Source organism: Paenibacillus elgii NBRC 100335, from assembly GCF_004000865.1.
GTDB lineage: Bacteria > Bacillota > Bacilli > Paenibacillales > NBRC-103111 > Paenibacillus_G > Paenibacillus_G elgii.
Genome location: NZ_BIMB01000036.1, coordinates 18,553 through 39,867 on the forward strand (window position 1 = coordinate 18,553; position 21,315 = coordinate 39,867).

Consider the following 21,315-nt stretch of genomic DNA (forward strand, 5'->3'; position numbering starts at 1 on the left):
ATCGATTTATCATCGCATGAAAGTGACTTGTATGCTCAATATTACATTTTTGAAGTCTGACTTTCAACATTCTTCAGGATCCCCCTCCAGATTTTCTTCTAAGTAAAAACCCATAGGTACACCTTATGGTTTTCCCTCATCTCATTGTTCCGTCCTACTAATTAATTGGCTTCATACTTTCATCTATCACACGTCTTTGTTTCTTGTGCTTCAGAAATCATCGTATCTTTGTTCAATTACATAGGAGGTTTGGCGAATTGAATACTACAACACCGGATAAAAGCGTGAAGTGGGGTGTGTTGTTTTTGGTTATTGCCGGGTTTTGGGCATATATTTTTTTCGCTGCCATTCATGCCGTTATGCCAACAAATCCCATTACTTTACCGACTGGTAAGACTTTGGGAATCGCTCTATGGTTTCCACAAGGCTGGGGTTTTTTTAGCAAAAATCCACGAGAGCCACAATTTCGTGTCCTTGATTATTCTGATGGTTCGTTATTACCTGCGTGGCCTAATAATATGCCCGCAAATTTGTTCGGAATCAAGAGGTTTGGAAGAAGTCAGGGTATTGAGGCGGGGCTGCTTGTCTCTATGATTCCCGAGACTTCCAAAGAAAAATGTGAAGAAAGTCCTTACTCATGTCTCAAAAAAGCGGATAAGACGCTAACTTTGAACAATCCAACTCCAAATCCAACGATTTGCGGAGAGCTTGGATTTGTGTTTCAGGAGCCGATTCCTTGGGCCTGGAGCAGCGGAGAGGAAAACATAGAAATGCCATCAACTGTAGTTAGGGTGAGAGTTGCATGCTCAGTAAATTAGGCGCATACGCACATAGATTAGCCCGGAATACCGATCCTTGGACAAATGTATATGGTTTGGCGAGAACGTTGCTCGCATTAGCATCGGCGTTAACTCTTTCTATTAATGATGCTCGGGTCTTTTTTCGCCCTTATTCAGGCTCTTTAACTTATCCCAACTGTGAAGGTACGCTAAGTTTATTTTGTACGGTTCCGAACGATTTTACCTACTTAAATCTTATAAGATGGCTATGTGTAATCGGATTGCTTGTTATTGCTTCAGGTTGGCGTCCGAGAATCACGGGCATTCTGCATTTCTGGATCGCGTACAGTTTTAATGTCTCCGCACTTACTTTGGATGGCGGGGAACAAGTGACTACCGTCCTGACCTTCTTATTGCTCCCAATTACCTTAACAGACCCTCGAAAATGGCACTGGCAAAAAAATAAACCGGTAGACACGCTATCTGATGCCCGGATAACAAAACGGTTAATAGCGATTGTTACGTTTCATGCAATCAGATTTCAAGTTGCCATCCTATACTTTCACTCTACCATTGCCAAGCTTTTTGAACCGACATGGTTGGATGGTACCGCAGTGTATTATTATTTGACAGATCCGATGTTGGGACTCCCTCCTTTTTTCTTAAGACTAGTCGATCCTGTTCTTACTTCGCCTGCCGTCGTTATTCCAACCTGGGGGACACTCATTCTTCAATCTTTTTTATTCGGTGCATTATTTTCCCCAAAAAAACATTGGAAATTTTATTTGACGGCAGCTCTCTTGTTGCATGAGCTCATTGCTATCATGCTTGGCCTTATTAGTTTTTCGATTATTATGAGCGCCGCATTAATTTTATATTTAGTACCATTCGAATACCAACTACGCCCCTTCAAAACCTTCAGATTTTCTTTCAAAAAAACACCGGATTTAGAACAAGAGTTGGCAAGCAGCGGGAAAGGGGTGAGTACTATGCAGTAGTTCATAGGTACCGCATTCCCTGTGGTAATTCCAAAAGAAGGGTATGTTGGGCCTGAATCACGGGTTGTCTGATCGTAATAGTAATGGGTGGAAAAAATTCGATGAGGAGATGGTAACGGAATGAAAAAAATGTTAGCGCTTTTTATGGTAGTAATCTTGATCATGACAAGTTCTTCAGTTTTCGCTGCAGGTACAAGTCCAAAACAAAAATATAGCGGTGAGCAAATTTTCCGCGGTTTGGTCTTTGGGCAAGGGGAAGTAGCCAGACTTTTCCCTTCCATTTGGCCGGAAGAAATGCTGGTGAAGTTAAACAATCAACAAGCTTTTGCCGCAACCGAACAACTTATGCAACAGATCAAGCAGTTGGATCCGACTTACTTTGACCAGCTTGAAAAGGCAGCTTATAGCGGAAGCCACCTTCAGGTGAGAAATGCATTAGCCACAGGCGGAGAACTCGTTGAAAAAACCGTAAAGAATCTTCAAGTTAACCCTAATATCGGAAGAGGAACAGGAACATGCGCGGTTGCGGCTTGGGGATGGCTTGTCTATTTGGGCGCTGTGTTTACAACCGGGGCTGCCGTAACCCACGTTGCCCTCGTCAATGCGGCTGGCGGATTTACTGTTTATTTAGCTGTCGTTGCCGGTAAATACTTCTGGGTGTCCTCCGCTTCTCCGCACGATGCATCCCTCAAACAAGATATGATCGTTAACAACGTAGTTAAAGCGTTCGCAAGATAAATAGCAAATTTAGTTTAAAAAAATGGCACACACTGCAACTACGTGTGTGCCATTTTTGAATGTTCTCCCGCCTATTAACCCTTGCTGCTTTTTAAGTCAGATTCATAGGAGCCAAAATATGCAGACCGTAACAAAAGAATCTCATGGAATCGTATTCTTTGATGGAGAATGTAATTTTTGCAATGGGTGGGTTAAATTTATTTATCGCAGAGACCGTCAGGGTGTTTTTAAATTTGCTTCTTTGCAGTCTCCGGTTGCCCAAAGGATTCTGCTTCAATTTAATCATCGTTTGGAGCGCATCGATTCTATCGTGCTTGTTGAAGAAGGAAAATACTATACAGAATCTACGGCAGTCCTTCGTATTCTTAAGAGGCTTGACGGACCGATCAAGTACGTTTACTTTTTTAAGATTATTCCTGCGAGTTTCAGAGATCGGGCTTACCAGCTTTTTGCCAAAAAACGATACGCCTACTTCGGCCGACGAAATGAATGTGAACTACCAAGTAAAGAATTTAGAGAGAGATTTGTCGATTGCGAATAATGAGATGTAAACCTTTATGATCTACATATTTAAGCTTTCGGCATCAAGCTACATATTGGCATCGTTTTAATCCGGAATAGAACATCATGCCAAAAAAATACGCCCATGAAATTTAACACTGTATTGACACACATTTCCATTACTGCTATATACTATATATAACAGACGTAGCAGTTACAACAATAATGAAGAGACCAGGGAAATTCATTTCGGAGGTGCAAAGGGATGATCATTCGAATTGAAGCGGACTCAGAAGTTCCCATCTATGCACAACTGGTAAACAACATTATCGAAGGTATCGTGAATGGCCGCCTACGCCCCGAAGAACCCCTGCCATCTGTACGGAGACTGGCAAGCGACATTGGCATCCATATGCATACGGTAAACAAAGCGTATAAAATTCTTGAACAAGGAGGATTTATTCAGATTCACCGCCGGAAGGGCGTCGTCGTCCAAGCAACGCGCAAGTACGAGGACACAGAGAGGTATATCGATTATTTAAAGGGAGCGCTTCGGCCAATCCTCACGGGTGCAATTTACCGTGACATTTCGTTGGAACAAATTCATTCGACAATTCTGGAAGTGTATTACGATATTGTCAATTCCGGAGGTGGAGAGTAATGCCCTTGGTAATTTTGTTTTTCATCTGGTTTCCGATTATTATCATTAATGCCTTAGTTCCTTTTTGGTCTCAGCCAGGTATTTTTTTCGGAATATTGATTCCCAAGGAGCAAATAAGGCATCAAAAATTGCTTACCATCAGACGTAATTATTGTGTTGCAACCGTCGTCGCAGCAATCCTATTTATGGGGCTATCCATACTTTGCGTGCAACGTGAAGTCATAAGTATGCTGGCTTCCATAGTTTATTTTATACCCGCTTACTTTGTAGTTCACATTCTGATTTACCTACAGGGATACAGCGGGGTAAAGCGTTTGAAGAAGGAAAAACAATGGGCGGTGGAAAAATCATCTGTCATCGCTGTAGACACTTCAGAACATAATTGGTCAACGATTTCGAGAATGTGGAATCTTGTTCCGTTATGGCTTATTGCTGCTAACATTGTGTTTGTCGCCTGGAACTATGACCGCATCCCAGCCCAGATTCCTATTCATTACGATGCTTCCGGTCAAGTGGATCGAATAGCGCAAAAATCGGTCGGGATCATCTTTGCACTCAATCTCATTCAATGTTTTATGGTGTTAATTATGGCGGGTGTGCAAGAGGCCATCATTCGAAGCAAGCGGCAGGTTCACCCGGAGCAGTCTGAATCGACCAATAATTTAAGACGAAGTTCGAGACGCTATCAAGCTGCTGTCATTCATTTTATCACCTTAATTTCACTGGCGTTGTTTGCTTCTGTTCAATTTTCGATTATCGGGCTTATTGATTCCAGTCTGACCAACTGGACATTAATAGCTGCCATACTTCTGATTTTTGCCGCCTTGATTAGTTTGCCGATCGTTTTGAAAAAAAACAGAACCCTTATGGCTGAAGCCAATGCCCATAACGTGTTTCCGGATGCTGGTTCAGATGAGTACTGGAAATGGGGATTGTTCTATGTAAATCGCAACGATCCAGCTTTGTTCGTGGAAAAAAGGGGCGGTGTCGGAATCACGATCAATTTGGGCCGGCTGACCGGTTGGGTTTTCTTAATAGCTCCCCTAGTTTTTGCAGGAGCCATTGTTCTTTTTAGTTTTTTTTGAAAAACCGACATATCGCACACCTTCGATACCTATAATTAGGCCCCTTTAAGCTGGCCGTGTCACGGATATCATTATGGTCAACCTTAAAGGGGAATTTCTTTTTCATATACTTTTCCATAGCGTATTTAAAAGCCGATCACTTCGCCTTGTCCTTATATCTTAATGCTAATATGTATTTGTCCAGCTCATTTGTTAACGGGGTTAATTCATAATTCACATCATCTAATGATAGGGTGTTAGTATATGTTAACTTGTTGTCCCCGTCGCTGATCGTAAGGTAATATAAATAGCCAAAACCACGGGATTGGTCGCTTTTTTTACGGAGTTTTATTTCTTTCAATTTGCTGGAAATATCACTGAGTGTTTGTGCATCGTTGATTTTTACTACTTCTCCGCTATCTCCATACTTCACTTCAATTTTCGTAATGTTATTAAAATCACTTTTTAATATGGTGGACAAGGGGATCGGAACAGCCGGGGCATCTTTTAAGGCAATTTCATTGAGGTTCGCGTTATAATCTATTGATATCCCTATATTTTCGGCAATGAATCGAATAGGGACATAGGCATGGTTTTCGTAATTTAATACCTTATATTCACTCATGTCCATTCTCTTCTCATTGAAGCTGATCTTCACTGGAAATAAGAACGCTTGAATGGCATCCGATGCATAAACCATCGTTGACATAGAAACAAACGTACCAAAAACAAACCCGATGACATACTTCCTCATTTTGTATCAACCTCCATAATATTGGTATCATTTGTTTGACGTTACTGGCGCAACAAAGTTGCTTCCTTCAAAATCTGTATAATCATCCGTTGCTGCGAAGCAAAGTATAATTCCTCTTTCATATGTCCTACTCCGCTTAATTTAAGCTATTAGAAGATCGCACCTCTCTATGGGTTCACTTTACATGGAGAAACACTATGTATTTGTTTATCGGGTGTTTTATCGAGGGAAAAGTAAGGCGGAGGGTGGTTGTGTCGATACTTTTTTCTATCCTAGTATGGGTAACCTTAGGTTGTATTATAATGTCAGCAGACTAGATACTAGATTTCATCGTCAACTTAAGGGGCGTGATAAGTAATGAAAATGTCAAAACTCATCTTGGGCGTTTGTTTAATAGCCTCGTTAGCATTAAATGTTTACTTGTTTAAGTATCAAATGAATTGGAATAATAAGCAGCAAAAAATTGATCTAGATTTTAAAGCATCTATAGGAAGAATTTCCGGAGCTCTCAATTCTGTAACCGATGGAAATTATACCGGTTATTTAACCGCAATCGAACATGCCTCCAAAGCAAACGCATTATCCAAATATTCATCCTATAATCATGAGACCGGCAATATAACTGGCACAACGTCAGAGCTTATTAATCAATTTAGGAATCTCTATGCTAGTCAAAAAAATTTGGCCGATAAAGAAAGACTAATACAAGGTTTTCAGCAATTATCGGCAGAGCCCAACAATCGCGAAACTATAGACAACATTCTTATGCTGCTGAATAAACAATAGAAATAACCCCCTTCAGAGAGAGGGGGCATGATTATTACTTATGTGTCTTCGTACCTTTTTTTCCGGTGTAAGGGTTGGTGTTGCCTTTGGTACTCCAATTGTTCTTGAAGCTCTTGTCTTTGTTCGTTCGATTATGGGATTGGACGTGAGTGCCGTTTTTCTTGGTGTAGCTTTTTACTTTTGTTGCTGCGGAAGCAGGACCGGCGAAACTGAGTGCGAGCACGGCGCTCATCATGAGCAGGATCAGTTTTTTCATGGGTGTCCTCCTTCATTTCGAAATGAAATCAGGACTATTTTACCATATTTTCGGCGATTTACGACTATAATTTTAAATACATATCCGAAAAAATCAAGGGGATTCGCAGCGCTCAAGCAGCGCCGCCGAATCCCCTTTTTGCTTTTGCTCATCAAGCCGTCGTCTGAGCCGCACTGCCGGATTGGAGCTGGTACATGCGGTAATACCGCCCTTGCAGCCGCATCAACTGCTCGTGATTGCCCCGCTCGACGATTTCGCCGCGATGGAGCACGAGAATTTGATCGGCTTCACGGATCGTGGAAAGACGGTGGGCGATCACGAACGTCGTCCGGCCTTCGCTGACGATCCGCAGCGCCTCCTGAATGAGTCCCTCCGTCTCGCTGTCGATGCTAGCCGTCGCCTCATCGAGAATGAGGATGGCCGGGTCGAAGGCGAGCGCCCGCGCGAAGGAGATGAGCTGCCGCTGTCCGGCGGACAACGTGCTGCCCCGCTCAACCACCGGCTCGTCTACGCCGCCGGGCAGTTGTTCGACGAAGGAGGCTGCGCCGACATCTTTGAGCGCCTGGCGAACCTGCTCCGGCCCGATCCGTTCGTTGTACAGGCTCACGTTGAACTTGATGTCGCCTGCGAACAAGAACGGGTCCTGCAGTACGATGCCCATATGCTTGCGCAACGCCTGCTTCGAAAGCGTACGGATTTCCGTTCCGTCGACGCGGATTTCCCCTTCCGTCGGCTCGTAGAAGCCGAGCAGCAGGTTCATGATCGAGCTTTTGCCCGAGCCGGTATGCCCGACAAGCGCTATGGTCTCGCCTTTTCGCGCCTCGAACGAAATGCCGCGAAGCACGGGCTCACCGGTTTTGTAAGCGAAGGTAACGTTGTCGAAGACGACATGGCCTTCCGGCCGCGGTACTTGGTCCGACGAAGCTACTTCGGTGCCTTCGATGTCGAGCAGGTAAAACACTTTTTCCGCTGACACGACAGCCCGCTGCGCATTCAGCATTTGGTCGAAAATGCCGATGATCGGCTGGAAAAGCCGCCCCGTATAATCGATAAACGCGTAGAACACGCCGAACGAGATCGAAGTCTGGAGCGATTGCCCGCCGAAATACCAGATGGCGCCGGCGGTAAAAAAGGCCCCGACGAGTCCCGTGAAATTGCGCGAGGACAGCGAAAATACGCGGTTCTGCTTGATATGGTTCCGGTAACGGTCCTCGTTGAGCGCATCGAACTCCCGCAGGCGGTTCTTCTCCTGCCGGAACGCTTGCAGGATCGGCATGACCGCAATCGATTCGCTGATCATCGCATTCATATCGCTCAACCGGGCCCGCATGATGGCGACGTACTTTTGTGAAAATTTCAAATGAACGAACATGACAACGGCAAACAACGGAAGGAGCAGCAACGAGACAAGCGCCAGCTTGACATCAAGCAAAAATAAGGCGATGTAGATGCCTGCGATATTGATCGTGCTCACCACAAACGTCGCCATAAAGCTCATGAACAGATCGCGAATCGCTTCCGTATCGTTGGCAATCCGCGATACGACCTGCCCGATCGGCGTATTATCGAAATAGCGGATCGGCATCCGCTGAATGTGGCGCATCAGATCCATCCGCATCCGCTGGATGATGCGCAGCGCCGTCGTCTGGAGCGTCAAGCCCTGCACGTAATGCAGAATGCTGCCAAGCGCAAGCAGACCGACGAACAGCCCCAGCCAGCGAGCGACCGGACCGACGTCATGCTGGTAAAACTGTGCCGTCTCTGACGCAGACAGCTTGTGCGCCGGGTACACCTCGTTACCGCCTCCGGGCACCGTGCGCTTCACCTCGGTCGATGATTCCCCGTCCTTTGCCGGGCCGACGAGCGACCATTGGCCTTCCAGCGAAGCCGGCTGGCGCACCAGGTACAAGCCGCCCTCTAGCTGCAAAATCCGCGCGTCTTTCATCATGGACCGGTTAAAGACGACGCTGCGGCGTTCCGCCTCCTCCATCCAATCCTGACGAATGTAGAATTTCCCGTCCAATTGCACCTGCTTAACCTCACCCTTGGGCAGATGGAGGCCGGAGGCGATTTCAACCCATGGCAGCCCGATGGCGCCGATGTGGCGGTCGATGATCGTTTTGGCGATAAACGGTCCGGCCAGCTCCGCGCTGACTGCACAGCACAGCACCAGAAGTGCTACCGCGATACGGTATTTAAAAAGAAGCGCGTAACCGAGCAGCCTGCGCATAATGGGTTTGCCCGACGATTCGTTCGTTTCTATGACGATATGACTCACGTCCTTCCCGATTGGCCTGGAATCGCGGCCCTATGATGAAGCGTCCAGCAAGCTTGCTTCAAGCTGCTGACGCTCGAACTGCTCCTTGTACCAGCCGCCGCGCTGCAGCAGTTGCTCGTGCGTGCCTTCCTCAGCGATGCGTCCGTCCTCCAACACGACGATCCAATCGGCATGCATGACGGCGGACAGCCGGTGCGTGGCGATCAGCGTCGTCTTCCCGGCGCGTTCCGCACGGATGTGCCCGAGGATGGCACTTTCGGTGCGGGCGTCAACGGCGGACAGCGAGTCGTCGAGAATGAGAATTTCCGGGTCGGTCAACAAAGCGCGCGCAATGCTTACCCGCTGCTTTTGCCCGCCGGACAGCATGACGCCGTTCTCGCCTACGATCGTTTGCAGCCCTTCGGGCAGTTGCTCCACATCCTGTGTAAAGGAAGCCATCTCAATGGCCCGGCCGATTTCCTCCGGCGAAGCGTCCGGATGCCCCAGCGCAATGTTGTCGCGCACGGACTTGGACAGCAGCAGGTGCTCCTGCGATACGTAGCCGATCCAGCCGCGCACGTGCTCGATCGCCAGCTCCTCGATCGGCACATCCGAGAGACGTACACTGCCGGCCGGGGCCGGGTAGAAGCGCAGCAGTTGCTTCAGCAGGGTGCTTTTGCCGCTGCCGGTCCGTCCTACGATGCCGAGCGTCTGCCCGCGCTTCAGCCGCAAGGAAACACCGGTTAAACTGTCCTGGGCCGCTCCCGGATAGCGGAACGTAAGGTTCCTCAGCTCGATCGATTCCGGACGGCTGACCTCTACCGGATGAGCAGGATTTTGCACGTCGGGCTGCTGCTCGAAGCTGCGCGTCAAGCGGTCGACGGAAGCCGTCCCGCGCTGCAGCACGTTGATGAACTCACCAAAAGCGATCATCGGCCAGATCAGCATGCCGAGGTAAATGTTAAACGATACGAGCTGCCCGAGCGTAATGTCGTTGTGGAACACCAGATACGCCCCGTACCCGATGCCGATGACGTAGCTCAAGCCGACGATCAGCGAGATGGCGGGATGGAACAAAGCATTGATGGCGGCCACGCGAATGTTCTTATCCATCACGTCGCAGGTGATCCGGTCAAATGCGTCGAGGTCGTGCTCCTCCTGCACATACGAGCGGATCACGCGCATGCCGGAAATTGACTCCAGCGCTTGATCGTTCATCCGTCCGAACGCCGTCTGCGCGGCAATGAACCGCTTTCGCGTATGCTTTCCAAGGACGCTGATCAGAACCGTGAGCAGCGGCAGCGGCAGCAGCGCCGCCAGCATCAGCTTCCAACTGATGAATGAAATCATCGTCACGAGCACGACCGTCGTGCCGACAATCGTATTCACAAGCGTCATGACGCCGTAACCGGCCGTCTGTCCGATGGCGGGCACGTCGTTGGTGGCTAGAGCCATCAGTTCCCCGGTGCTGTTGCGCTGGAAAAACGACGGTGACATTCGGGTCAAATGAGCGGTTAACCGGCTGCGCAGCAGCTTTTCGAGCTGCAGCGAATTGCCGAACAGCGTCGTAATCCATACGTAGATCATGATATACAGCACAACGGCCAAGCCGATGAGCAGCAGTACGCTCTGCCGCAGCCCTTCGGCGGTCAGAGAACCGGTGCGAATGTGGTCAATGACGCTTCCGATCATCTGCGGCGGCAAAATATTCAGCACGCTGACCGCAGCCATCAGCACGATAGCCAACGCATACCGCCCCCAGCGGTCGCGAAAAAACCAGGCAAGACGCCCGACAAACGACAAAGGAATCCACCTCTTTCTCTCTCCAAAATTGAAATCGCCGGGAGCATCCGACTTCTTTGTATAGGAAACATACATTCGCTTTTCACTCTAATACCATACCATATTATGGGCGTCTTGCCACCGGAAATTTTTTTATGAAACGAATTTTCTTTCCACAAACTTTGTAGGAAAAGTCAAACGAACGATTCTTGGGACAATCCTCTTTCTTTACGCAAATCGCGAATCTGTATGCCTATGTTTTACTAGAAATAATACTTATAACTATTAATTATCAGAAAGATAATATCTATTAACAGATGTTTAATAAGAATCCAGTTATCTATACTTAATTGAATAAGAGAGGCCCTACTCATACGATTCGATGAGTTATCCGCGCAATCGGAAAAAATCAATGAGATCACCGTATTGAAAGAGCAACTGCGTAACTTAGAGAAGGATCTCTTAACTTTATCAGGGACAAACAGTTCCGTTCTTTCGCTTATTGACCTAAACACCCAGCTCCTTTCCATTCAGAAGGATTGGCTTTATATGAAGGGTGTCCAAGATGGAATCAAATTACGATCATTTTTATTGCAAAGCGAGGAAGTTCAATAGCAATCCAGCATGGCCCCTAGTAGAAATTCTAAGAATAAAGAAGAAAAATGACGAATTCGCGAGAAATATTAGGATTATTTGCAAATAACTAATTATTCTGAATATTTACAATAATTTAATAATAGGCTATCCTAACAGTAAGCAAGATAAATGATTCACCTGATTTAAGCCTACGGATATTGCCCTGATTCACACCGAAGTTTGTATCGTTTATATCTTTCAATCCGGATTTGGTTTAAAAAGTTTGGTAGTGCCGGATTGGAATTGATATAAAAATAAACTAGGGAAAGGGGATAGTCCATTGAAGTAAGGAAGCGAAGCATGCCCCGCCGCGCTTACCTGAAATCCGTACTGTACGCGCACCGAATGAAGGCTATACCGAGGGCATGCGGGAATCCGATAAGACCTGTTACTCGTTCGCGTACCCTAACGACCGCTTGATTGGAGTGTGTTTTTCGAAAATTGAATAAGCAACCTATACCAACATAGGGATTCTGGTTATCACGGATAAGCAGGGTCCCTATTTTCGTGCGTCATACTTCCAGGCCATCCGGGCATACTAACGGGCGAAGCGACGTTTAAGGAGGGTTATGGCAAGAATGGCTAACGACAAAAGCATGCCTCCGGTATCCGGCGAAGAAGTTGAAACGGACGGCATTTATTCAAACGAATGGGGCCGGGAGGAAACGCTCAAGCGTGGCGACGAATTTCCGTACGACGAGGCGATGGGACAGACCGAGTGGGAGCTTGTCAGCCTTCCGCTCGAAAGCCAAGAGGAAGAGATGTATAAGGACACAAAAAATAACACGAAACCGCGGCTGCATATCGACCGGGGCGATAAATGAGCCGAGCGTTACCCGTGTGAAAAGAAGAGCGCTTCCCCTGTCGTGGAGAAGCGCTTTTTGGTGTGGATTTGGAGCATTATTTCCGGCCGTAATCCGCCTTGATCTCGCCCCATGCTTTCGTATTCCACTTGATGATTTTGTTCTTATAGGTGTTGCTGCGCAGCCAAGCTTCCGCGCGGTCCACAAGCTCCCAGATCTCTTGGGTCGATACGTCCCGCACCAAGGTGGAAGCGACCGTTTTATTGCGCACCCAACTGATTGCCGTCACCGAATCGCTGTAGATCGTCATGTCGCTACCCTTTCGCTTCAAATAAGCGAGCCCATGGACAATCGCGAGAAATTCGCCCATGTTGTTCGTGCCTTTGGAAATCGGTTTCTGCTGAAACACGATTTCGCCGGTGCGCGTGTACACGCCTTTGTACTCGACGATGCCGGGATTGCCGCTACACCCTACATCGACGGACAAGCTCTCGGGCTCGTACTCCCCCGCGGCCTCCGCGCCTCCGGCCTTGGAGGTCCGTCCGCCGCTCTTGCCCGTACTGCTTGTTCCGGCTCCCGCGCGCGCCGCGGCTCCGAACGCCTTCTTCCAGCCGGCAGCGAGCATCGCTTTAGCTTCCGCCTCGCTCTCGTATGCCTTAAACTTGGCCTGCGGGAATCCGTTCGTCTGGGCTTGGCATTCGGCCCACGTTTTATAGATACCGGGCTGACGCCCTTCCCATACGACATAATACTTCGATTTTGCCACAGTGTTCCTCCTTGGTTCAGCGCGGCGTCCTCGATGACAGTACCGCCGCACCGTCCGAAATGGCCGCTACCCCTGACGCTGCTTGAAAAACTCGATAAAATACGCCCCGTACTTGAAAAATTTTGCTTCCCCGACGCCCTTGATCTTGAGCATGGCTGCCGGGTTCGTCGGCTGCACACCGCACATCTCGCGCAGCGTGCTGTCCGGGAATACGATATACGGCGGAATGCCTTCCCGCTTCGCAATCTCCGTACGCAGCTTCCGCAGCTCGTCGAACAGCTCCGCTTCGACGTCCTGGACGACCGGCGCGGACGGCTTCAACCGGATGCGCTGTACGACCCGTTCCTTGCCGCTGAGCACATCGGACGCCTTCGACGACAGCCGGAGCACCGGGTATTTGCCTTCCGTGAGCTGCAAATAACCTTCGGCGACAAGGAGCTGGATCAGGTCGACGATGTCTTTTTCCGTTCGGGTCCGCATCAACCCGTAGGTGCTGAGGCTGTCGAAGCCGAAATCCAGCACCTTCTTGTTGCGCGAGCCCTTGAGCACCGAGGCGACCAACGTCATGCCGAACCGCTCCCGCATCCGCTTGACGCAGGAGAAAATCTGCTGCGCTTCGAGCGTAATATCCGTCAGCTCCATATCCGGGCTGACGCAGTTGCTGCACTGTCCGCAGTCTTCTTCCGCGTCCCCGCCGAAGTAGCGGACGATGTACCGCTGCAAGCATTGCGGGGTGTGGCAGTAGTCGGCCATCTGCTGCAGCCGCCGGTACTCCTGCGCCTGCCTCTCGGGGTCCGAGACGGACTGCTCGATCAAAAACTTCTGGATATGAATGTCCTGCGGGCTGAACAACAGCATGCAATCGCTCGGCTCGCCGTCACGGCCCGCCCGTCCGGCTTCCTGGTAATAGGCTTCCATATTTTTCGGCATATTAAAATGGACGACGTATCGCACGTTCGATTTGTCGATGCCCATCCCGAACGCATTGCTCGCCACCATAACGCGCACCTCGTCGTATAGGAACCGCTCCTGCGCGTCTGCACGTTCCTTATCCGTCAGACCGGCATGGTATTTGCCCGCGGCCACGCCTTGGCGCAGCAAATATTCGCACAGCTGGTCGACTTCCTTGCGCGTCGCCGCGTAGACGATGCCCGCTTCCCCGGCATGCTCGCGGATGTATCCCATCAGCACGTCGCGCTTGTTTTCACCCTTGATGACCGAAAACGAGAGGTTCTCCCGCGCAAAGCCGGTCACGAACACCTGCGGCTCGCTCAGCTTCAAGTGCTTCACGATATCCTCGCGCACCTGATCTGTCGCCGTCGCCGTAAAAGCGGCCAGCAGCGGCCGGTCCGGCAGATGCGAGACCAGCTCATTAATCCGCATGTAGCTCGGGCGGAAGTCGTGTCCCCACTGGGACACACAGTGCGCCTCGTCCACGGCCACCATCGGCACGACGAGCCCGGCGAGCAGGTTCAGAAAGCGCTCCGATTCGAGCCGTTCCGGCGCGACATAGAGCAGCTTGTACTCGCCGCGCTCGGCTTTGCGGATACGCATCTCCACCTGCGCATACGACAAAGAGCTGTTGATATAGGCCGCAGGCACGCCGATGCTGTCGAGCCCATCGACCTGGTCCTTCATCAGCGAAATCAGCGGCGAAACAACGATCGTCGTTCCGTTCATGATCAGCGCCGGAACCTGATAGCAGATCGATTTACCCCCGCCTGTCGGCATAATGCCAAGCGTATCTCGTCCGCTCAGCAGGCTTTCGATCACCCGCTTCTGCCCTTCGCGAAAATCCGGGTATCCGTAATATTTACGCAGCAGCTCCTGCGCTTCCGCCATCGTTCCGATCGGTTGCTCCGGCTGGCGCTTCACCGCCTGCGCCCTTCGGACCGGTGCTTCGAACAAGTCCGTTTGGACTGGCCGCCGGTTGCGGAATTCCATGTTTCCTGCCGCCGCTCTTCCGCTTCCGGCTTGGCGGTCATTTCCCCCGGCACCCCAGCCCGCCTCCCGCGGGTCCTGGTAATCGAAATCGCCAGGTGGCTCGTACCAGCTATCGTCAGCCGACGGCCCCGGGTCTGCAGGTCCAGGGTCCGTCGGATCGTACCAATCATCTTGTCGTTTCATGCTTCCTTACTTACTCCTCCCGCTTGTTTCGCCCGCCGCGATATGATCGGCTCCCCATTCCAGAGCAGCTCCGTCTCCGCACGGCGCGCTTTGACCTCCGGCTCCTCGAGCAGGAGGAAAAAGTTTTTGGTCGGCAGCTCCCCAAGCCCATGCTTCGCCGACAGCTTGTCCAGGTATGGCCGCATGTCCTCCAAATTGCCGGACATATTGTTCCCGCTGTCCGCAAACGCATAAAGCGCACTCGCCGCCGATACTCGTTTGACCCGGAACTGCTCCGCCGCCCGCAAATAAAAATCCCAATCCCAGTAATGATACATCTCTGTATCGAACGGACCGAGCCGCTCATGAAGCTCCGGACGGTACAGGCAGCCCGATGAGAAGAACGTCGAGAATCTCCGCATCGCCGCAAAGTCGTGCTCGTAGGCGAATACAAATCGTTTCGTCGCCCTGCGCACCCCTTTATCCACAGTATAATCGAAAATTTCCACATCCGAATACACCAGATCGCTGTCTTCAATTTCGCGCAGCATCCGCTCCACATGGGACGGCAGCAGCAAATCGTCGTCGTCGCACAACATGATATAATCGCCTCGAACCAGCTCCAGTCCGCGGTTGCGCGCATGCACGTGCTTGAGATTGATTTCCATATCGACCACGGTCAGATCCAGCTCCGGATACAGCTCCTTAAGCTCGTCGACCGGTTCCCCGTTATCGTTGACCACAATAATCTGCAAGTGGCGGTACGTCTGCCGCCACAACGATTCGATCAGCTCGGCCAAAACATCCAGCCGATTATAGGTTGGAATAATGACGGATACCAACGGCTGCCGATTCATTCCCCTTCCCCTCGCTCTCGTTTCTTCTACTGAACACTATACCGAAAAATCGGCGAAAGGGAAACTAGCCGAAAGGAGATCCCCATGCTGCCAAAAAGAGTCAAGGCGCTTCTAGCGCGATTGCGATTGGTTGCAGAAGATTGGAGAGCATGAAAGAAACGAGCCCTCACGAGAAAACATGAAAAATATTTTTCCGCCTGCTGCCCTATGGTACAATGGAAGAAAGCCATGGAAAAGATCGGTAGAAAATCGCTTCGACGAGACGGCTAAGACGGACTGAACGAAGGGGGATTCTGCCATGCCGCCAAGAAAACAAGAGCCGCCCGTCCTTTCGGACGCAGCGGAGAAGACCGACATGGACGGAAAGCTGTTGAAGGGGGCCGAAGCAGCCTCCGCTGAGACCGTCACAGCTGAACGGCAGCAGTCGGGTACCCGGAGGAAGCGGGGAGCCATGACAACGACGGAAGCGCAGCCGACGGAGACGAGCAGCGCGGCAGCAAAGCCGCGTGCTTCCAAGCGCAAGAGCGATGCAGGCGCGCAAGCTGAGGCCAGCGGCGCAGACGGCGACGCGGCAGCGAAGCCGAGCGATTCTAAACGCAAGGGCAATGCGAGCATTCAACCGGCAGAGCCGCAGCCTCAAGAAGCTCCTGAAGCGGCCCCTCTGGCAGAGGAGACGACGCTAACGGTTGCCGCGCCAGCAGAGCCGGCCTTGCCAGTCGCTGCCGCCGAGGTCAAATCAGCCGCGACCGATACGGCAGAGGATGCGGCTCCGGTGCTGCAGCTGCTGGAAACCCGCCTCAAGAAGAAGGAGCGCAGCGAGACGCACGACAAGGACCGGGTGTTCATCCGCAAAGATTTGAAGCTGCGTCTGGATGCTCTCGCCGAAAACCGCGGCAAAGGCTTCAAAACGCTGCTGCTGAACTACGGCTTGGAGAAGGCGCTGGACGAGTTGGAGCAAGCGGAAGCGGCACGGCAGGAAGATTGATCGCTCTTAGACGAAGCGAGTTCACCCCGATCCCGGAATGAACTCGCTTCGCTTCGTTTTGTTAACCGTCCCCGCCTCGCTGAACGCCAATCGCCACTTTTTCTCCCAAGCTCCCTTTTACAACTTGCCTTCCCAAAAAAACTGATAGCCGAATCCCCGAACCGTGCGGATATGCCGGGGTGCGGAAGGATCGCGTTCGAGCTTGCGGCGCAAATTGCTGATATGCACCATCACCGTCCGCTCGTCGCTGAAGCTGTCCCAGCCCCAGACCTGATCGTGAAGCTGCGCCGCACTGAACACCTGATTCGGATGCTTCAGCAAAAAAAACAACAGCTGCCGCTCCTTGGCAAACAAATCGACCGGCTCTCCCCCAACCCGCACCTCATAATTATGCAGATTGGCCTCCACCTCGCCGAATCGGAGCAGCGCGGCTTTTTCCTTAATCTGCTGCGGCGATGCCGTCCGGCGCCTGAGATTGGCCTTGACCCGGGCGACCAGCACGAGCGGATCGAACGGCTTGGTCATATAATCGTCGCCACCGGTATCCAGGCCCGCAATGATATCGTCCGCTTCCCGTTTGCAGCTCAGGAACAGGATCGGAATATCCGAATGCTCACGAATGCGCCGGCACAACTGCACGCCGTCCGTATCCGGCAGCACGATGTCCAGAATGATCAGATCGGGCTTCTCGCGGAGCAGCAGTTCCACGATCTGGCCGCCTTCCTCCGCCATGAGCACCTGAAAGCCATGATTTTGCAAATAGAGTGCGATCAAGCCGCGGATTTCCTCGTCATCGTCCACGATTAAAATTTTCGCTTCGTCCGTCATTCCTTCGGCCCCTCCTCCCGAAAAGCCCCCTCCACAAATGGGTTTAAAGGATCGTTCGATAACGGAAGCGTAAAGAAAAAGGTACTGCCGCTACCCCCCCGGCTATTCACGCCAATCGTCCCCCCATGATGCTCCATAATCTCCTTGCAGATGGCAAGCCCTAGTCCGGTTCCCGCGGAGCGGTTTTTACGCGAATTTTTCCCCCGGTAAAACCGGTCGAATACGAAAGGTAAATCTTCCTCATCAATGCCGAAGCCCGTGTCCTGCACGCTCACCCGGATGGCGGATTGCCCGTGATCCGAATGCTCGACCCGGTCGACCGAGATTTGAATCGTTCCGTCCGTCGGCGTAAATTTGCGGGCGTTAAACAACAGGTTGACAAACACCTGTTCGATCCGCACCACGTCGATCCAGGCCACGGCCTCTTCGTCCTGACCGTCCGGAAGTCCGGACGTCAAGTCGATGAACTCGAACGAATAGCCGTCCTGCTTCACGGTCCATTCGTATTTTTCGTACAGTGCGCGGATAAAAGGCACCGGATGCACGAACTGGCAGTCAAAGCGGATTTTGCCCGCTTCGAACTTGGACAGCTCGAACAAATCACCGATGATGCGGTTTAAAATGAGCGTCTTATCGTAGCTGAGCTGCAAGTAGCGGTCGCGGTTCGGCTCGTCCACCTGGTCCAGCACGGCTTTGATATAGCCTTGAATCAAAGTCAAAGGCGTCCCCAGCTCATGGGAAATATTAGAGAGCAGATGCCGCCTGGACTGCTCCATCTTGACCAGCTCCCGATTCGCCTCGTGGAGACTCGCATTTGTCATCTCCAGAGCCTCGGTCCGCTCGCGCACTTTTCCTTCGAGCGATTCGTTCCAGCGCTGCAGCTCGGAGGATAGCTTCTCCACGTGCGCGAACGACTTGGAGAATCGGTGCGACAGGTCCACCGCCTGCATCAAGACGTAGAACATCATGCCGAACTGTACGGAATCGCCGGTGCTCAGCACCTGGTTGTAGAACAGCGTATCATTGAGCGCCGTAACGAAAAAGACGCTCATCGCCAGCAGGTTGAGAAAAGCGCCCTCCCGTTTCCGCAAGAACGCCAGCACAAACACGCAGCCGATATAAGCGAAAATCGCCAGTATGGCAAGCTGGAAAGCAAGCATCGAATGCGTGTAAATCCAGGCAGGGGCGATGGCGATGAAACAACTGTACATGAGAAGAACGGCGATAATCGGGCGGCGCAAGCCCGGACGCATTTCCACGGGATAACGCGCGGCGACGTACAGAACGAACATGAGCACGCCCAGACTGACGGACAAATATTCGAGATGCGTCTGCCACTCCCACGGAAGTCCCGGAGCGAAACGGGCGGCGAGCGTTTGCCCGGTCACGGCCGTCCGAAGCCCGATCGCCAGACACAAGCATCCGAAATAAAGCGATGCCCGGTCTTTGCGGCGGGCCATAAACAGGCCAAGATGGTATAACCCCATCGTGAACAAGCTGCCGACGATCAACAGTTCAAGAGCGTTAGACAGCTCCCGGCGGAACGTCACAGCATCGGCGCTGCCCATCCGGATCGGCTCCCAGAGCCCGCCTTTTCGCTGCACGAAGTTCGACAGCTGAATGACGATCTCGGTTCTGTCGCCGCTCAGGTGAAAAAATACGGGCTTCGGGACGTTCGCCGGCGTCATCGTCTCCCGGCTTGTCCCCACCGTTCCGCTCGCAGCCGCCTCTTTCCCGTCGATCCACAGCTTGTACGCGGTAGCTACGCTAGGCATATAGAGCGCGACATCTTTGCCGGTGTCGGCATCCGCCGTTCGGATGACGAGCCGATACGTCGCGTAGCCGTCCCCGGATAACTTGCTCCCTTGGTAGGTTTGGCCCTGCCATACCTGCGGTACCTTCGTATAAGACAGAACGTCGCTCCCTGCGCCGGCAGCCAGCTCAGCCGGTGTCAGCAAGCGGCTCCAATACCGTTCCCACTCCCCGTTCAACGAAACAAGCCCGTCCTGCTCCCAATGCCAGCCCGATAAATCAAGAACGCCCCGGACCGCAGCTGGGGCAGAAGTCTCGGCCCGGGCGGAAGGTGCGGCACACAGGGATAGCGCGACGATAAACAAGCAAAGCCAGACCGTTATTTTTCTCATTCGCAGGCTCCTCGGAGCTTCCAAATCCAATCGATATAAGCTTACCATAAGCAAATCGCTATCCGGAGTCAATAGAAATCGGCGCCGTTACAAGTATGCTTTTCCCCGTTATTTCATGCTAACAGACCAAACTTAAAACCGGTTTAAAAATGGGTTTAACATGAAAAAATGACCTGCGCGAAAAAGCGGATTTCCACTTTTTCATACAGGCCGTGTTTTGGACTTGGCTCAGATGGGCAGCAAAGCGACGTTGTCGCGCTGCTTGAGATTCTCGACCATCCGGTACCATGCGTCCGGTTTTTGCGGGAGTACCGCATAATAGCGCTCCAGAAAGCTCCAGACCAACGAGGCCGGAACCGCGGCTTGCTCCTCGTCCGCAATCGGCATGAAGCAAAGATCGAGCCCGTGTACCGCTTCGCCGTCATTATGCCAGGACGGGTGCACATAGCCGGTATCCAGCTTCCGGTAGCCGAGGTGCGCCAACACCTCGCGGCGGACGAACGAATTCATCGCATTCACGCCTCCGAACTCCAGCTTGCCCACCAATTGCGGGTTGTAGATTTCGGCGAACATGCCAAGGAATGTCCCTCCGCATGCCGCTACGACCGAACGCAGATCGGCCATCCGGCGACGCGCCAGAAACGGTCCGATGCCAAGGCCGTCCCGTCCGATAATTGTAAAATCGGTCATCGCGACCTGCAAATCTTCGTAATAACGGTATTCCGTCGCGCCGACGACTTCGCCGTCCAGAACAGCGACGAACACCCGGATGCCCGGATCTTGAAGCGGCTCCGCCCACAGTTCGTACTCCAATACTTCCTCCGGCGGAAACACGCGCTGCATCAGCTCGTGCATTTGGCGAAAATACGGGTCGCCGATATCGGTTATTCGATGGTATTGCACAGGCTTCATCCTCCCCTGATAGCATGCTGCTGCTTGAAACAAGCGTCTAAGCTTTCATTATATAGGGAGACGGAAGGTTCTACAACACAGCGTCACTTTTGTTTGCGTCGCCCCCACGGCTTCCAAACCGACAGAACAATCATCGCGGCAAGAGACAGAGCTTGCAGCACGATGCCGATCCACAGCTGCCCGTTATTGACGACGAAGTCCGGCTGCTGCCAGACGTCCATGCCGCTTGCCGGAATCAGCGTTACTCCCCGCAGCGTCCAGAAGTACATCCCGACTGCGCTGAGCAGGATGCACAGCAGCGTTAGCCCTTCTTTGGCGATAATCCAATAGTAGCGGAACAGTCCCCAAGACGTGAGCACGGAAAGCAGTACGCCGGTCACGACCGTTCCGATCGTCGAAGCCCGCAGTGACGATGTCGACAGCAGATGCATCACGGTATAGCAGGCGCTCAGCACTCCCGGATCGCCGGTGGTTGCGGATACGATGCCCAGAACCACGAATACGACCGAATTGCCGAGCCAGATGGCCGAAAATAGGATGTGCGCTGACAGCAGCCATTTTCTTTGCCTAACCGTTAATTTCATTTTGATCCTCCTTCCTGAAACGAATGCTTTGATTTTCTGTAACGAAGCCCCTCAAGTTGTCGTTTACAGTATAGTCCCCGGCTCTAAACGACCTCTAAACCGTTTATTAAAATCAAAT

At 51.6% G+C, this 21,315-nt stretch carries 20 protein-coding genes; 9 read left to right on the forward strand and 11 right to left on the reverse strand.

The annotated features are described in order from the left end of the window. Positions 1-257 precede the first annotated feature (257 nt). The 6 genes from PEL01S_RS23055 to PEL01S_RS23080 all read left to right on the forward strand — a co-directional run bounded on the left by PEL01S_RS23055 (position 258) and on the right by PEL01S_RS23080 (position 4,762). Positions 258-818, forward strand: coding sequence for an SdpA family antimicrobial peptide system protein (locus tag PEL01S_RS23055; protein WP_223275464.1), 561 nt, complete (start codon positions 258-260; stop codon positions 816-818). After that, a complete protein-coding gene (locus tag PEL01S_RS23060; protein WP_127461976.1) occupies positions 803-1,777 on the forward strand; it encodes a sporulation-delaying protein SdpB family protein in 975 nt (324 codons plus the stop codon). Before PEL01S_RS23055 ends, PEL01S_RS23060 begins: the two co-directional genes overlap by 16 nt. 120 nt (positions 1,778-1,897) lie before the next feature. After that, positions 1,898-2,515, forward strand: coding sequence for a sporulation delaying protein family toxin (locus PEL01S_RS23065; RefSeq protein ID WP_127461977.1), 618 nt, complete (start codon positions 1,898-1,900; stop codon positions 2,513-2,515). Between the two features lie 118 nt (positions 2,516-2,633). Then, on the forward strand, positions 2,634-3,056 hold the full coding sequence (locus PEL01S_RS23070) for a thiol-disulfide oxidoreductase DCC family protein (protein WP_163768410.1): 423 nt from the start codon (positions 2,634-2,636) through the stop codon (positions 3,054-3,056). A 225-nt stretch (positions 3,057-3,281) separates the two neighbouring features. Then, positions 3,282-3,677, forward strand: coding sequence for a GntR family transcriptional regulator (locus PEL01S_RS23075; RefSeq protein WP_127461979.1), 396 nt, complete (start codon positions 3,282-3,284; stop codon positions 3,675-3,677). Further along, positions 3,677-4,762: a DUF1648 domain-containing protein gene (locus PEL01S_RS23080; RefSeq protein ID WP_127461980.1), complete on the forward strand. Its 1,086-nt coding sequence runs from the start codon at positions 3,677-3,679 to the stop codon at positions 4,760-4,762. Before PEL01S_RS23075 ends, PEL01S_RS23080 begins: the two co-directional genes overlap by 1 nt. A 136-nt stretch (positions 4,763-4,898) precedes the next feature. Here PEL01S_RS23080 and PEL01S_RS23085 read toward each other — a convergent pair whose 3' ends face one another. Further along, complete coding sequence (locus tag PEL01S_RS23085; RefSeq protein ID WP_127461981.1) at positions 4,899-5,495, reverse strand: stalk domain-containing protein; 597 nt, start codon at positions 5,493-5,495, stop codon at positions 4,899-4,901. Positions 5,496-5,852: 357 nt separating this feature from the next. On the opposite strand from PEL01S_RS23085, the gene PEL01S_RS23090 reads away from it, so the two are divergent. Further along, positions 5,853-6,281 (forward strand): hypothetical protein, encoded by a 429-nt coding sequence (locus PEL01S_RS23090; RefSeq protein ID WP_127461982.1) that lies wholly within the window; start codon positions 5,853-5,855, stop codon positions 6,279-6,281. Positions 6,282-6,315: 34 nt separating this feature from the next. Here PEL01S_RS23090 and PEL01S_RS23095 read toward each other — a convergent pair whose 3' ends face one another. The 3 genes from PEL01S_RS23095 to PEL01S_RS23105 all read right to left on the reverse strand — a co-directional run bounded on the left by PEL01S_RS23095 (position 6,316) and on the right by PEL01S_RS23105 (position 10,597). Beyond that, complete coding sequence (locus tag PEL01S_RS23095) at positions 6,316-6,537, reverse strand: hypothetical protein (RefSeq protein ID WP_127461983.1); 222 nt, start codon at positions 6,535-6,537, stop codon at positions 6,316-6,318. A gap of 151 nt (positions 6,538-6,688) precedes the next feature. After that, positions 6,689-8,815: an ABC transporter ATP-binding protein gene (locus PEL01S_RS23100; RefSeq protein WP_371860724.1), complete on the reverse strand. Its 2,127-nt coding sequence runs from the start codon at positions 8,813-8,815 to the stop codon at positions 6,689-6,691. 30 nt (positions 8,816-8,845) lie between these two features. Continuing rightward, positions 8,846-10,597: an ABC transporter ATP-binding protein gene (locus PEL01S_RS23105; protein ID WP_127461984.1), complete on the reverse strand. Its 1,752-nt coding sequence runs from the start codon at positions 10,595-10,597 to the stop codon at positions 8,846-8,848. Between the two features lie 1,193 nt (positions 10,598-11,790). Between PEL01S_RS23105 and PEL01S_RS23110 the strand changes: the two genes are divergently transcribed. Next, positions 11,791-12,036: a hypothetical protein gene (locus PEL01S_RS23110; RefSeq protein ID WP_010492983.1), complete on the forward strand. Its 246-nt coding sequence runs from the start codon at positions 11,791-11,793 to the stop codon at positions 12,034-12,036. 76 nt (positions 12,037-12,112) lie between these two features. On the opposite strand, the gene rnhA is transcribed toward PEL01S_RS23110, so the two are convergent. The 3 genes from rnhA to PEL01S_RS23125 form a co-directional block, all read right to left on the reverse strand. Continuing rightward, positions 12,113-12,781, reverse strand: coding sequence for a ribonuclease H (gene rnhA / locus PEL01S_RS23115; RefSeq protein WP_127461985.1), 669 nt, complete (start codon positions 12,779-12,781; stop codon positions 12,113-12,115). Positions 12,782-12,847: 66 nt separating this feature from the next. Beyond that, complete coding sequence (gene recQ, locus PEL01S_RS23120) at positions 12,848-14,623, reverse strand: DNA helicase RecQ (RefSeq protein WP_127462006.1); 1,776 nt, start codon at positions 14,621-14,623, stop codon at positions 12,848-12,850. A gap of 281 nt (positions 14,624-14,904) precedes the next feature. Continuing rightward, a complete protein-coding gene (locus PEL01S_RS23125) occupies positions 14,905-15,744 on the reverse strand; it encodes a glycosyltransferase family 2 protein (protein ID WP_127461986.1) in 840 nt (279 codons plus the stop codon). 298 nt (positions 15,745-16,042) lie between these two features. On the opposite strand from PEL01S_RS23125, the gene PEL01S_RS35365 reads away from it, so the two are divergent. After that, the gene (locus PEL01S_RS35365) at positions 16,043-16,729 is read left to right on the forward strand and encodes a hypothetical protein (RefSeq protein WP_239551498.1); all 687 of its coding nucleotides are present in this window, start codon (positions 16,043-16,045) and stop codon (positions 16,727-16,729) included. 117 nt (positions 16,730-16,846) lie between these two features. On the opposite strand, the gene PEL01S_RS23135 is transcribed toward PEL01S_RS35365, so the two are convergent. From PEL01S_RS23135 to PEL01S_RS23150, 4 genes are all read right to left on the reverse strand, one after another. Further along, positions 16,847-17,557, reverse strand: coding sequence for a response regulator transcription factor (locus PEL01S_RS23135; RefSeq protein WP_127461987.1), 711 nt, complete (start codon positions 17,555-17,557; stop codon positions 16,847-16,849). Further along, positions 17,554-19,701, reverse strand: a complete 2,148-nt coding sequence (locus PEL01S_RS23140; protein ID WP_164824313.1) for a sensor histidine kinase — start codon at positions 19,699-19,701, stop codon at positions 17,554-17,556. The genes PEL01S_RS23135 and PEL01S_RS23140 overlap by 4 nt, the downstream gene beginning before the upstream one ends. A 228-nt stretch (positions 19,702-19,929) precedes the next feature. Continuing rightward, positions 19,930-20,604, reverse strand: coding sequence for a GNAT family acetyltransferase (locus PEL01S_RS23145; RefSeq protein ID WP_108530315.1), 675 nt, complete (start codon positions 20,602-20,604; stop codon positions 19,930-19,932). Between the two features lie 92 nt (positions 20,605-20,696). Continuing rightward, entirely contained in the window at positions 20,697-21,197 is a 501-nt protein-coding gene (locus PEL01S_RS23150; protein WP_127461989.1) for a hypothetical protein, read from the reverse strand. Positions 21,198-21,315 lie beyond the last annotated feature (118 nt).

What these genes read in the sequence shown, in the direction of transcription:
- PEL01S_RS23060 (WP_127461976.1), top strand. Translation starts at nt 803, where the DNA reads ATGCTCAGTAAATTAGGCGCATACGCACATAGATTAGCCCGGAATACC.
- PEL01S_RS23065 (WP_127461977.1), top strand. Translation starts at nt 1,898, where the DNA reads ATGAAAAAAATGTTAGCGCTTTTTATGGTAGTAATCTTGATCATGACA.
- PEL01S_RS23070 (WP_163768410.1), top strand. Translation starts at nt 2,634, where the DNA reads ATGCAGACCGTAACAAAAGAATCTCATGGAATCGTATTCTTTGATGGA.
- PEL01S_RS23075 (WP_127461979.1), top strand. Translation starts at nt 3,282, where the DNA reads ATGATCATTCGAATTGAAGCGGACTCAGAAGTTCCCATCTATGCACAA.
- PEL01S_RS23080 (WP_127461980.1), top strand. Translation starts at nt 3,677, where the DNA reads ATGCCCTTGGTAATTTTGTTTTTCATCTGGTTTCCGATTATTATCATT.
- PEL01S_RS23085 (WP_127461981.1), bottom strand. Translation starts at nt 5,495, where the DNA reads ATGAGGAAGTATGTCATCGGGTTTGTTTTTGGTACGTTTGTTTCTATG.
- PEL01S_RS23090 (WP_127461982.1), top strand. Translation starts at nt 5,853, where the DNA reads ATGAAAATGTCAAAACTCATCTTGGGCGTTTGTTTAATAGCCTCGTTA.
- PEL01S_RS23095 (WP_127461983.1), bottom strand. Translation starts at nt 6,537, where the DNA reads ATGAAAAAACTGATCCTGCTCATGATGAGCGCCGTGCTCGCACTCAGT.
- PEL01S_RS23110 (WP_010492983.1), top strand. Translation starts at nt 11,791, where the DNA reads ATGGCTAACGACAAAAGCATGCCTCCGGTATCCGGCGAAGAAGTTGAA.
- recQ (WP_127462006.1), bottom strand. Translation starts at nt 14,623, where the DNA reads ATGGCGGAAGCGCAGGAGCTGCTGCGTAAATATTACGGATACCCGGAT.
- PEL01S_RS23125 (WP_127461986.1), bottom strand. Translation starts at nt 15,744, where the DNA reads ATGAATCGGCAGCCGTTGGTATCCGTCATTATTCCAACCTATAATCGG.
- PEL01S_RS35365 (WP_239551498.1), top strand. Translation starts at nt 16,043, where the DNA reads ATGCCGCCAAGAAAACAAGAGCCGCCCGTCCTTTCGGACGCAGCGGAG.
- PEL01S_RS23135 (WP_127461987.1), bottom strand. Translation starts at nt 17,557, where the DNA reads ATGACGGACGAAGCGAAAATTTTAATCGTGGACGATGACGAGGAAATC.
- PEL01S_RS23140 (WP_164824313.1), bottom strand. Translation starts at nt 19,701, where the DNA reads ATGAGAAAAATAACGGTCTGGCTTTGCTTGTTTATCGTCGCGCTATCC.
- PEL01S_RS23150 (WP_127461989.1), bottom strand. Translation starts at nt 21,197, where the DNA reads ATGAAATTAACGGTTAGGCAAAGAAAATGGCTGCTGTCAGCGCACATC.